The organism is Paraburkholderia sp. UCT70, from assembly GCF_050434085.1.
Classification (GTDB): domain Bacteria; phylum Pseudomonadota; class Gammaproteobacteria; order Burkholderiales; family Burkholderiaceae; genus Paraburkholderia; species Paraburkholderia tuberum.
In genome coordinates, this window is the sequence record NZ_JBNPVZ010000002.1 from 691,013 (window position 1) to 703,356 (window position 12,344).

Sequence of the window (12,344 nt, forward strand, 5' to 3'; positions counted from 1 at the left end):
TTCCGCCCGCGCCGCCCGGTCTGACTTTCTGGAGGCTGCCGATTCGTGTTCGCTCCCGTCCATGCTCACGAAGGACTCTTCTGGCCACGTTGGACGAGCCGGTTGTCGATCCATCGGCTCCTGGTAGCTTGTCGACGCCACCGTTATGTAAAGACGGGCTGATGCCGGGACTGACCACAGGCAGAACCTGCGCGAAAGCCTGATGATAAAAAAATCACTTTAGATTAAATATATCATTCGCGTTGCCGATAACAGACTGAACGACCTGCTGCATTTCCCGGCTGGCCGGTCGGGATCCGCTGCGTGATATAAATTCCAATGGGGCAATCGTGCAGTTTCTCAAAAACTTGAAGGTGTTTTCCCAGCTCATCCTGGGTTTTTCTGCTGTTGTCGTCCTGATGGTCGGACTGGGCGCAGTATCGCTATTCGAGGTGAGCGGCGAGAACAGTCACGTCGCGGAACTCCGCGACAACTGGTTGCCGAGCGTGCGCACCAGCCTGCAGATGCAGGCCGCCCTCCGCGCTATACGCCTCGGTGAATTTCGTGCTGTCGGCGCGCCTACCCCCGCCGAAATACAGCATGCGGAAACGGTAATCGCTGCCGGCATTGCCGACTACCGGCGCGTGTCAGCCGAATACGAGAAGCTCATCGGCGAACCGGAAGAAAAAGTTGCCTTCGCAGACATCCAGACGCTGATGCCGCAGTACCTCGACCTCGATCGGCAGGTTGTGACACTGGCGGAACAGAACAAGACAGGCGATGCAATGGACTTGATGCGCGGTCAGTCCAACACGGCCCGCAATGCCATCGAAAAAGACATCCAGACGATCGTCGACGTCAACGTGGCGGGCGCGGCCCGCGAAGGCGAGGCGGCGAGTCAGGCGTATTCACGGGCGATAGCACTCGTGATCGGACTGGTTATCGCTGCGGCGGCAGTCGCGCTGGGCGTGGCGCTGGTCATTGCCCGAGCCCTCACACGACAGCTGGGCGGCGAACCCCGGGAGGCGGCCGCACTGGCCAGCGAGATCGCGGCCGGCAATCTGCGCGTCGCGGTGCGGCTGAAAGCAGGAGACCGCTCCAGCATGATGTTTTTGCTGGGCGCCATGAAAGACCAGCTGACCGCCATCGTGCAGGGCATCAAGACCTCCAGCGAGTCGATCTCGGTCGCCGCAGACGAAATCGCGCAGGGCAATACGGATCTGTCACAGCGCACGGAGGAACAGGCGGCCTCACTCGAGGAAACTGCCTCGAGCATGGAGGAGCTGACGAGCACGGTCCGTCAGAATGCGGACAACGCGAAGCAGGCGACCACACTCGCCAGCACGGCGTCGGGGATCGCACAACGGGGCGGCGAAGTGGTCGGACGGGTGATCGAAACGATGAACGGGATCTCCGACAGCTCAGCCAGGGTGGCCGAGATCATTAGCGTGATCGAAGGCATTGCGTTCCAGACCAACATTCTCGCGCTCAATGCCGCGGTTGAGGCCGCCCGCGCCGGCGAACAGGGGCGTGGTTTTGCCGTCGTGGCGGGCGAGGTTCGCACGCTCGCCCAGCACAGCGCAACGGCGGCCAAAGAAATCAAGGATCTGATCAGCGACTCGGTGACCCGGGTTGACGTCGGCTCGAAGCTCGTTGAGGAAGCCCGTGCCACGATCAACGAAATTGTCCAGTCGGTGAAGCGCGTGACCGACATCATGAGCGAGATCGCGGCGGCATCGGAAGAGCAGAGCACCGGCATCGGACAGGTCAATACGGCCGTCACCCAGATGGACGGGGTGACCCAGCAGAACGCCGCGCTGGTGGAGGAGGCCTCGGCCGCAGCCCAGTCGATGGCCCAGCAGGCCCAAGGGTTGCGTGACGCAGTGGCCGTCTTCAAAGTCGACGACCGGGGGGGATCTGCGTCACGATTAATCGCCCCGCTCAGCGAACCGCGCCGGCCGGTACCCAAGGTTCGCACGTCCCGTCCTGTAGCGTTAACAAAGACGATGCCAGCCACTACCGCAGGGAGCGGCACTGTGACTGCGACGGATATAGGTGCTGTGGACTGGCAGGCATTCTGAGCAGATCAGAAAAATGGACAATGCCAGCGGACGCGCTTGAACAAATGCGCAAGCTCGTGAACGCCAACACGAAGACAGTGAGCGCGCTGGGTACGCGGGTGTTGGTTCTGGGCACTTGTTCCATCGGAAGGCGTCATCGGCCAGAACGGCCGTCCAAATCGGAACAGCTGCCCGCGGCGCTTGAGAGTGAAGCTGACTCGTCCGACGAATTGTCGGTCGCCGTCGCTTCGCCAAAAGGGCACCTCGTCGCTCGTCAGCGGACGTTCGCCATGCGACTGCGAAGGACCGTTTATGGCCCGCAGGCAGCCATTCGCAACGGGCGCAACGTGTGCCAATCTTACCCTTCTGCGAATCCAACAAATTCGCGTCGCAAATCCGGCAAGTCCAATTTATTCGGTTCCGCGTCATCAAAGGTTTGACCGAATTCGTTCGCAAGTCTCTGAGCACTAGGCAGGCCGTTATGGGGCTGAGCGGCGAATCGCCTGAGCGCCAGACGAAGACTGCAAGCGTCCGCGCGTACGGCGCGCAGAACACCTTTCGCCGTAGGTTTTATGCGGCCACGGAGAGCGCGGCGTCCTGCCGGAGTGGCACGACGTTCGACGGGGTATCCATCAGGAGTTCCAGGCGTGCGCCGAGCAGGCGCCATGCGTCCGACTGTTCCTGCTGCCGGACCGCCCGTTGATAGGTGCGTTTGATCTTGTTCTGTTCGAGGTGGTTCAGGCACTTCTCGCTCACGTGGCCATGGACGCCGAGCTCGCCCATCGGCGTCGTGCCCGCTCGGCGCAGATCGTGAGGGGTCCACCGTCCGCCTGGCAAGATAAGCGCGTCGATGTGCTGGCTGCGGTGCTGCAACGGCGTGCCGCTTGCCGCGCCTTGGCGGTCATAGATCTGCTTCGTAATGGACTTGGAACACACTGGCCCGTCGTGCCGGGCGGCCGGGAAGAGCCAGACTTCATCGCCGCCGAGTTCGAGCAGCGCCCGCATGTGGGTCTTGGCAAACTCGCTTAGGGCAAAGCTGAACAAGCGGGTAAATCGGCGACGTGTCAGCGATTTGAACTTCGCCAAGTGATGAGGCCGAGCTTAAGCCCTTGCTTTTCGGCCCTCGCAGGCCTGTTGGGCGGGCACTTTGCCCGCCTTTCGCCCACTATGGGCGTACCGGTGCCATCAGTTTCTTGCGCGACAGGTAGACGTTCGCCAGTGCGAGCGCGACGAACGCCCGGTTGGCGTTCTTTGCCAGCCCTCGATAGCGCACCTTGGTAAATCCCCACAGGCGCTTCACAACCGCGAAGACGTGTTCGACTCGCGCCCGGATCTTCGACTTGTTGCGGTTCTTGCCGCGCTGCACCTCGTCGACTTCGCCGCCCGCACGGCGCGTGCGCTGATTGGTATAGTCGCGCGCCCTGGGCGCCTTGCTGTGGATCAGTGCCTTCTGGCTCGCATAGGCGCTGTCGCCGTAGACGCGCCGCTCCTGCCCGTGCAGCAATTGCGGCAGTGGATGCTTGTCATGCACATTGGCGGGCGTGAGCACCGCGCTGTGCGCCAGGCCGCTCTGGCTGTCCACACCGATGTGCAGCTTGGCGCCGAAATACCATTGGCGACCCTTGCGGGTCTGATGCATCTCGGGGTCGCGCGCCTTCTGCTCATTCTTCGTCGAGCTCGGCGCGCCGATGATCGTCGCGTCCACGATGGTGCCGCTTTTGAGCTTCATGCCGCTGGCCTGAAGGACCCGGCCGACTTCGGCAAACAATTGCTCGCCCAGTTTGTGCGTCTCCAGCAGGCGCCGGAATTTGAGCAGCGTCGTCGCATCGGGCACACCTTCGCAACCCAGGTCAATTCCGGCAAAGCGACGCAGGCTGGCGCTGTCGTAGAGGGCCTCTTCGCAAGCGAAGTCGGCCAGATTGAACCAGTGCTGCACGAAGTGGATCCGCAGCATGCGCTCCAGACCAATTGGCGGGCGGCCATTGCCGCGCTTCGGATAATGCGGCTCGATCACCGCGCACAACTGCGACCATGGCACGATCGCATTCATCGTGTCGAGAAACTCGTCGCGCCGCGTGCGTTTGCGGTGGGTCTCGAAACCCGCACCTTGATCGGCTGCCATCGCCAGCGTCTGCTGTTTCATCCTGTTCTGCCTTCCTCGTTCAATCCGATCTCTATAACGCTTCACGTGCCAGATTGGTGGACTTAATCAGTGTTGCCTTAGGTAGATCGTGTGCTCCTTCGCGTTTTTCGAGTGGTCCGCCGGAATGATCCAGGTGCCCGCTGCCAGATCGATGGCGGCACGGCGCGCGCGGGTCAGTTCGCCGATCCGCGTGAGCGTCGCGAGCATGACCCATACAGCGTGCTGCGTCGAGTTGAGCAGATTGGCGTCGGCGAGTCTGGCTGACAACGCGCGGATTTCGGCCTCCGACAGCACACGTTCGCGTTCCTCCTCCTGACCACCAACGTGTTTCTTTTCGATGCCGGTCGTCGGATCGGCCGCCACAATCTCGCGCACCAGTGCCAAGCCGAACATCTGCCTCAGTTCGGCGGGCAGCCGGTTGGCCAGACGCGCGGCACCGCGCGCCTTGACGGTATCCAGCACGGACATGATGTCGGCCCGTCGGATGCTGTCAGCGTGACAGTCACCGACCTTTCCCGGCCTTTGCGGCGTCTGTTGCACCGAGCGCCCGCAGGTCTTTGAACTGGATGCTGTCAGTGACATTGGCGCGATCCTTTGCGCGGCGCCACATCGAATGAAGCCCGGTCTTCGAATACGCCCCGCCTTTCTGCGTGGGGAACAGGTATGGGCTGGTGATCAAGTACTTCTTCTTGATCGCCTTCGCGCGATCGATCACCGCGCGGATCTGCAGCGTGATCTCAACGTCCAGTACCTTGCCACTCGTGCCGGCCGTCTTTGACGGCTTGAATCGGATCGTGTTGTCGGTGATCTGCGTCTCGAGCAACATGCGAATGTCGATTCCCCGCTGGCGGCAAATGCCACACTGGACAACAGATCTGACAGGCCCACAACATCAAGATCGGCAACCACGTCGCCTTCAGACTTCGTGAGTGGCATGCTGTCTCCCGGCAACGTCGGCACGGTCACCTGCGTATGACTGGCTCCCGTTACATCGCCGACTCGAACACTCACTTCCTGGATGCCTCGAGGTATCCAAACGTATGAATGCGCTATGCCAACGGAGGATTGCAGCGACCGTTCGTAGAATGGTTTTCTTTGGGGAGTCCATCTATCTTGATTCCATGGACTTTGCGATTTCATTTACAGTAAGTGGCGCCATGTTAAACGTTCTGCACTGGATTCATATCGGTAGCAACGCGTACGACGAGTACACGTTCGTCCCCTGACTGAACAAGAACGTGTATCGCCGGACTGTTGACCTTAGCCACATCTGTATCCAGTGAGGGCCACGATGAGCATGAACGCAAGTGATTTACTCGAGCTGCACCGAGATGATCCAACGTCGTCAGAACTGCGGAAGATGGCCGCGAACATCATCGCCGTCGGCGTCGCAGATCAACACGCGGGCTGCTGACATGAACGCGCTCGAACAGTGGCGCTCCCGACCGCTGCAGGTCAGTGTCCTGGATCGCTGCGATGAATGCGGCGAGTTGAAGGAAGACGTTCAGAAGCGCGTGAACTATTGGCCGAATATTACTGCCGTCTGCTGTGGGAAGTGCTTCACTGCAATGACCGGCCAATACAGCGGATCTTCAGCCCTATCAGGGGTCAGCGAGGAATGGCGCGCAACGCAATGCTGTCGCGACCGAGCTAGATAAGTCAGGGTTTCCTTAGTTCCTTTGGAATTGACGGTAAGGCCCGCTGGGCCTGCGGGGGCCGTTTTGGGTTTGCGTGGCATACATGCTCCTTGAGCTACATGTTATGCCTTGAACACAAAATTTATGAAAGGCCCCTAAAGTCCGGTCCGCGGATGACGATAAACCGCTTGATCGCGACGACGCATCGAGCACGAAGCATGGCTCTTGACGGTCCCAATCGTGCTCCTTTTCCTGGCCTCTTCTGCCGCCACCCCACGGCGCCTCCATCTCAATACGTCGATTTTTTCAGAGCTCTCCATGAAAAGTAAACGATGGTCAATTAGTCTGGTAACGTCTCTGGCTCTCTCTGCTTTGTTGCCGATGCAGGGCGCGCACGCGCTGGACGCCACCGTTCAGCCCGGACAGAGCATTCAGAGCGCACTTCAATCGGTAGCGGCAGCGGGTGGCGGCACTGTTACGCTCGGCGCGGGCGTCTGGACCTTGAGCAGTTCGATCCAGATCCCGGGCAGCAACATCACGTTGACGGGCCAAGGTGCCGCAACGGTGATTCAAGGACCGTCGACGCCCTATGTATGGAACCTAATCCTTGTGAATGGCCAGGGGAGCCTGCACGACATTACCATCTCGAACCTTGTGCTTGACGGACAGGTTCCGAAGTCGGCGGCTTTTGATCCTAACAACGCCTACTCGGTGGCGGGCGGTGGTCTCAACGAAGCCGCGAAGGGTTTGGAGCTTGTCGACGCGAGCAACCTGAAGATTCTGAACGTCGAGGTGAGGAACACGGCGGAAGGAATGGCAACCGGGTCCATCAATGGACTGACCATCGATCGCTCCTACTTTCACGATAGCGGCATTATGGTGCACGGTAACGACGGCCTTGCCTGGCACAATGCGTATTTATGGGGCTCGACGAATGTGACGATTACCAACTCGCGCTTCTTGAACTCGTGGGCGGGCGATGGCTTGCATATCAACGGACCGGGGAGCAACGCGATCACTGTCGATAACTCGACATTCGTCGGCAACTATCGGCTGGGTATTCATGCCCAGCAAACTCCTGCCAATCTCACCGTCTCGAACAACGACCTGAGTTTCAACGGCTCGACCGCGCCAGGCACTGCGAACTACAACGGTCTGTCCATGAGCGGTCTCGACATGGAGTCCACGACTGGAACGATAGTCGGCAATACAGCCATCGGCAATACCAATGAAGGCATCATCACCCGCAGTGGAACCGGCACGCTCGCCGGCAATACGGCGCTCGCCAATAGCTGGTGGCAGATCGACAATTTCGGCTCCTACACGGTCGGTGCGAACTATTCAGTGCAGGGTCATGGTAGTGCACGAGGTGTCGGGCCGATTCCGGACGGGACATATCAGATCGTATCCCGATCGAGCGGGCTGGCGCTGGCACCGGCCGGCCAGGCAAACGGCAGCTTGCTGATGCAAACTCCTTATACGAGGTCGACAAGCCAACTGTGGAGCTTCGTCAATCTGGGCAATGGCGAATATGAGGTCGCCGCCGCCAGTAGCAGCCTGGCGATGGACGTGAGCGGAGCGGGTACCGGAGATGGGGCGCAGGTTCTGGTGTGGAATTACCGCGGTGCCGCCAATCAGATCTGGCGTGTGATCTCGACCGGCTCGCAGTATTACCGTCTGTGTCCGGCCCACGCGCCCGGTTCGTGCATCGATGTCAAGGGTGGCTCGACGGCCCCTGGTGCAAATGTAGACCTTTGGCAATACGAAGGTTTGCAAAGCCAGCAGTGGCAAGTTCTCGCCCCCTGATCGCAAGCTGCCAGGCAAATCTGAAGATGCGGGCGTTCCAGGCGGGGCTTTATAGCTCCGCTGCCGGGTGAGTCGACACGGAAAGTTGTTGCGGCTTCCGTCTCCCCGCCTGCATCCAATTATGTCAGGACTCCTATTCGATAAGCGTCAGTGCATCCCGTCTTGAATATGGCAAGCCCCGAGTATGAATGTATTGTTTTCGTGAGGATGACAGTGCGCCAGCTCATGCTCATTGAACACGACAACCTCTGCGATGTAGGGCGCCCCCTGATACCAGTTCGGGTCGTCCTGACGTCGGAACCGCATTAGTTGAGAATCTCGCCGTACTCCGGACCCCATTCGATGAGAACGGGCCCACACTGGGTGAGAACAGCCCGATTACATCGGCGCGGAACCACGTTCAGCAAGAATGTCCGAGCGGCTCAGCCAAGGTGCGTGTCAAAGTCAGCTAACGACCCGCCCTTGAAAGCCGACGTGGAGCGCGCCGGGACGACGGCTCGCCATGGAGGCGAACTCCGACTCAGCCCGACGCGTGCTAGCGTGTCCTGATCGGCTCTGAGAATCGCGCGGGCTCTCCGATGCGGGGTTTCGCGATACGCACAATTGCCCTTGACATGAGTTTGATCGCGCCTGCTGAAGATTGAGACACTTGCCAGTCGTGGTTGCGCAGCATCTTCCGGTCGAGCGGCCGCTGCGCTGCGCTCGCCGGGGTTGCAGCACGGTTTGCATCGTTTCCGGTCGGTAACGTGGCCGCAGTTGGGATCATGGCTTCTTCAAGCTTTGCCAGGATCGCGCTGGAAAGTGCCTGACGGTATCGAAGACGGTATTCCTGAAGAAGTCGGCATTCGGATGCCCTGTGTTGGCGATGTTTGAACGAAAGTGCGCGTGGATTCTCTGTTGCGGTCTGTCCAGAGCTGAAAACTGCCGAATGGATTTTTCGGTATTGCTGACGGTATCGTCACTCCAGACCAGCCGGAGAAGCCGTATACACAAGGGTCCCCGTCACCGATTGACGATCGAGTGGGGATAGTTTCATTCAGGCGATTGACGGCGCATGCTATCAGCATAACGAAACACGAAACACGAAACACGAAACACGAAACACGAAACACGAAACACGAAACACGAAACGCGAAGAAGTCGAGCGGAGAATGGATTTCAAGGTGGCCGGCCCGGTGACCTTGTCGCGGGCACGGACCGGTCGCGCGTCGCGTGGTCGACCGACGCACTCAGGAGAGTGGGTGGTGCCGGCTGATGCGGTGGAGACCAGCGTAGATGCCGCTCTGGGCATGTCGCCGCGAAGTATGGGTAGGATGATGGGTATGTGGTAGTCGGGCAGAGTGGGAGTCAAACCTGGCGGCGCTTTGCGGGCAACTGTTGGAGTCGGCTGCCTTCCGCCCGGCAAGCCTTCCGGGGTATTCCGACACCTTGTGGAAGAAACCATATAACTTCCGTTTGGAAGCTTTATGGTGAATTTTGCGCCGCCAGTTGTAACACGCAACGTTGGCGGCAAAAAGGCGCCGGCGGCAGCGACGGGAACTCCGTCCGACGAGTGGTTTTCGTCTGCCTTCAGGGGCGGGCTGGTTGCCTCCCCGCGAAGTCTTCCCCGCTATGCCTCCGGCACTACGGGGGTGCCTTGGAGAGCGCGAAGCTGTGCCTGCCGGATGCAAGTACGGTCTGCCGGTTTGTCCGGACCCAGATGGAATGGACACCGTCCTCCCCTCGGGGACGAAGGGCCTTGTACGAACGTTGAGGCCCTCCTGAACCGATCGGCATCAATGTGCCAGAGTGGAGTTTCAACACGTCCACTTGAGGAACGGAGGGCTCAAATGAATGCTACGACATACGGACTGGATGTTGCAAAGCAGATCTTCCAGATGTACTGGGTCGACACACAAACCGGCGAGATAGCTAATAGGCGGTTTCGACGCGACGAGCTCATAGCGTTTCTGGCGCAGCGTCCTGCAGGTCGTGTCGCGCTTGAAGCATGCGGCAGTGCGCACTGGCGGGCCCGCAAGATCAAGGCGATCGGGCACGAGGTGGTGCTGTTGCATGCAAAGTTCATTCGGCCGTTTGTCCAGACGAACAAGACCGACGCAGCTGATGCGCGGGCGATCTGGACCGCGGTGCAGCAACCGGGGATGCGCACCGTAGCAACAAAGACGGAAGACCAGCAGGCCATGCTCGGTCTGCACCGAATGCGCTCCCTGCTGATCAAGTTTCGGACCATGCAAGTGAACCGACAGCCTGCAAGACCAGTTGAAGCGTATCGACGGCATCGAGCAGGATATCAATCTACTAGAGACGCAGAAGGTATGGTTGGGAGGGGTATCGAAGCGGGGTGACCCGTACCTGCGCACACTGCTAATCCATGGTGCACGCTCGGTGATGTGTCATACCAAAGTGCCTGGCGAATGGCAGAAGGCAATCCAGGAGCGACGACGAGCTAACGTCGTCGCGGTGGCCATGGCCAACAAGATGGCGCGCACGGCCTGGGCTATTCTTGCGCACAACAGCACGTACGAGAAGAATCATGTCAGCGTAAAACCCGCTTAACAGGCAAGCATCAAAGGAAAGACTAAAGTACCGATAGGTTGCTGAGGTTGATTCACATGTGATGGCGAAACAGGTCGGACCGCAGGAACGCAAACCTGAACACGGCCTTGCGCTTAAAAGTGCGTGACCCAGATGAGGACGTTCCCGGCGAATTCCATCAGGGCCCGCAGGCTTCGGCTTGCATGAAAGGTCGGATATAAGTCTGCAGCCGGTACCTCGCTTCAAGATCACATCTAGATCGATCTGGCAAACCGGGCGGTGTCCATATAGGACCGTGTGATTGTGCGAATCTGAGCAGCTTATCGATGGTGGGTCGCTCGCCACCCGAAATCATGCGTGTCGCCTTATGAAAAATGGCGTTATCAAGCCGGCTTCTCCGTTCTTCGCGAGCACCTTGGATAGCCTCCTTACGTTTAGCTTTGGTGTTTTTCGTTACGTGGCGACATAGGTTCGGAAAGTGGGCGTACGCCCGGGTGGGCTGTAGGTGTATTGCCTCCAAGGCGGACGTAAGGCTATCAAAGTCGAGTATCCCGTTTGCGACTTCCGTCAGGAATTGCTCGACTTGTTCCCAGTCTATTGGCCGGGCGATGGCACGTATATGCTTACGTGTTAGCTGCGATGGTAAGGGAAGTGGCCGACTGCGTTTGAAAGCATCAACTCCCTCCACGAGCTCGTGGAGGGGAACTTGCAGACAATACGAGATGGCCATAAGCGTGCTTGCGTGCGGCGGCCCCGCAGTTCGCCAATTTTGAGGGCAGCTCTTCGACACGCCTATGTGTTCACAAAACGCCGCTGCATCCCCGTCGAAGTAGCGGGAAATGCCTCGTTCAATTACTTGCGAAATGCATCTTCTGGCGTCGATCCTGGTTGAGGGTGGGGCGCGGGCTACAAGATCTGCGGAGCATTTTGCCGCCCATTCTTCGTATCGCAGTGCCGTTGTTTGTCGCGGGAGAAGAGGCTGTGCGTTTGCTGCTCCAAGCCATCCTTCACATCGGGAACAAAAGCCGCACAACTGTCGCGGAGAAATCTGGGATGGTTGCCGGTATCCGCACGTGGGACAAGCGTCGGTAAGGCGACATCGATGACGCTCGCAAATCTTGACCCATTGAACTGACCAGATCAGGCGTTCGTTGATCGTGCTACCAGATTGAAGATCCTCCTCGAGGCACAGTGCACACCACTGACGATTCTCGTTCATCAAGCGGGCAAATGGGCCGAAGCGCTGCGCCCATGGCAGCAACGTAAGAAACTTAAGATCGCTACGGCCTACCATTCGATTCAGGCTATCGACCCACATCTCGGCCAACTTTCCCTTTGAATTTGCCAGCGACATCCACTCCCTCGCTGCCATAGGGTAATGCCTTCCAAATGCCGCCGGTCGTCGGTCGGACGTTGTGCGGCGGCTGACGATCGCTTCACTGACATTCACAAACAGGCGCCAACGAACGTCGGCTTTCACAAAGTCTGAATGAGCCTTCCCGACCCCTATCGGCCGTTCAACTACCGACGCTACCCAGGACCGCTTTGAAGGCGAAAGCCGCCAATCGTTCATCGCGAACACCCTCTCGATGGCTACGAGCTAACCTTTGTACTGATTCCACCGTCAGCCTTCACGACCGATCCACGCACCTTCACCATGCGCAGCCAACGCCGCGATGCCATTGCGGTCGGGACCGATGATTCAGGCAGATTGATCCGCTGGAACCAGCATCATCGCCTTTCCTCCCAATTTCGGGGCAAGCTTCTGCTGGACCGCGACCACCGACGGAAGCGGGCGCCATGCCACGGTCATGCTATCGACAAGGCCCTCTTCGTTCAGATGCATGTGATCCATTCCGTCAATTGCGTGGTCACCGAGTCGGATCGTGAACACGGCGACAAAGTCAGCACCATCGCGCAAGAGAAGCTTCGGCTCGAAGGCGTCCACAGTAGCGAGAAGCTGCGTCAGGACGTCTGCGACACGCTCCTTCCCAACGAACGGCGCGGGCACGATTGGACTTCTGAGGACGACATTATCTGCCATATGGATCCTGGTCCCTCCGACGTCGCGATTGCCCATGGCTTTGAGGTAAGCGTCGAGATGTTCAGCGGTGGTCATAAAAATTTTCTCCTGATAGAACCGGTGCGCCGGCACGGCGCGTTGAGTTGCCAAAACACTGGCGC

At 59.1% G+C, this 12,344-nt stretch carries 8 protein-coding genes and 1 pseudogene; 3 read left to right on the top strand and 6 right to left on the bottom strand.

All coding sequences use genetic code 11. The features are described from left to right. Positions 1-329: 329 nt before the first annotated feature. Positions 330-2,060, top strand: a complete 1,731-nt coding sequence (locus OKW41_RS05445) for a methyl-accepting chemotaxis protein (RefSeq protein ID WP_429571787.1) — start codon at positions 330-332, stop codon at positions 2,058-2,060. A gap of 549 nt (positions 2,061-2,609) precedes the next feature. Here the strand turns inward: OKW41_RS05445 and OKW41_RS05450 are convergent. From OKW41_RS05450 to OKW41_RS05465, 4 genes are all read right to left on the bottom strand, one after another. After that, entirely contained in the window at positions 2,610-3,125 is a 516-nt protein-coding gene (locus OKW41_RS05450; protein WP_429571788.1) for a hypothetical protein, read from the bottom strand. A 79-nt stretch (positions 3,126-3,204) separates the two neighbouring features. Next, on the bottom strand, positions 3,205-4,182 hold the full coding sequence (locus OKW41_RS05455; RefSeq protein ID WP_429449359.1) for an IS5 family transposase: 978 nt from the start codon (positions 4,180-4,182) through the stop codon (positions 3,205-3,207). 66 nt (positions 4,183-4,248) lie between these two features. After that, the gene (locus OKW41_RS05460) at positions 4,249-4,650 is read right to left on the bottom strand and encodes a tyrosine-type recombinase/integrase (protein ID WP_429571789.1); all 402 of its coding nucleotides are present in this window, start codon (positions 4,648-4,650) and stop codon (positions 4,249-4,251) included. 34 nt (positions 4,651-4,684) lie between these two features. After that, the gene (locus OKW41_RS05465; protein WP_429445274.1) at positions 4,685-5,005 is read right to left on the bottom strand and encodes a hypothetical protein; all 321 of its coding nucleotides are present in this window, start codon (positions 5,003-5,005) and stop codon (positions 4,685-4,687) included. Between the two features lie 1,039 nt (positions 5,006-6,044). On the opposite strand from OKW41_RS05465, the gene OKW41_RS05470 reads away from it, so the two are divergent. Beyond that, positions 6,045-7,625 carry an RICIN domain-containing protein gene (locus OKW41_RS05470; RefSeq protein WP_429571790.1) on the top strand — a complete coding sequence of 527 codons (1,581 nt, stop codon included), beginning with the start codon at positions 6,045-6,047 and terminating at the stop codon, positions 7,623-7,625. Between the two features lie 1,829 nt (positions 7,626-9,454). Further along, positions 9,455-10,181, top strand: a pseudogene (locus OKW41_RS05475) (IS110 family transposase). 157 nt (positions 10,182-10,338) lie between these two features. Here OKW41_RS05475 and OKW41_RS05480 read toward each other — a convergent pair. Together OKW41_RS05480 and OKW41_RS05485 are read right to left on the bottom strand one after the other, a co-directional pair. Next, positions 10,339-11,733, bottom strand: a complete 1,395-nt coding sequence (locus tag OKW41_RS05480) for a TniQ family protein (RefSeq protein ID WP_429571791.1) — start codon at positions 11,731-11,733, stop codon at positions 10,339-10,341. Positions 11,734-11,862: 129 nt separating this feature from the next. Beyond that, positions 11,863-12,279 carry a nuclear transport factor 2 family protein gene (locus tag OKW41_RS05485; RefSeq protein ID WP_429571792.1) on the bottom strand — a complete coding sequence of 139 codons (417 nt, stop codon included), beginning with the start codon at positions 12,277-12,279 and terminating at the stop codon, positions 11,863-11,865. Positions 12,280-12,344 lie beyond the last annotated feature (65 nt).

Excerpts from the sequence above, each read along its gene's own strand:
- OKW41_RS05485 (WP_429571792.1), bottom strand. The coding sequence starts at position 12,279 with ATGACCACCGCTGAACATCTCGACGCTTACCTCAAAGCCATGGGCAAT.
- OKW41_RS05455 (WP_429449359.1), bottom strand. The coding sequence starts at position 4,182 with ATGAAACAGCAGACGCTGGCGATGGCAGCCGATCAAGGTGCGGGTTTC.
- OKW41_RS05460 (WP_429571789.1), bottom strand. The coding sequence starts at position 4,650 with ATGTCCGTGCTGGATACCGTCAAGGCGCGCGGTGCCGCGCGTCTGGCC.
- OKW41_RS05480 (WP_429571791.1), bottom strand. The coding sequence starts at position 11,733 with ATGAACGATTGGCGGCTTTCGCCTTCAAAGCGGTCCTGGGTAGCGTCG.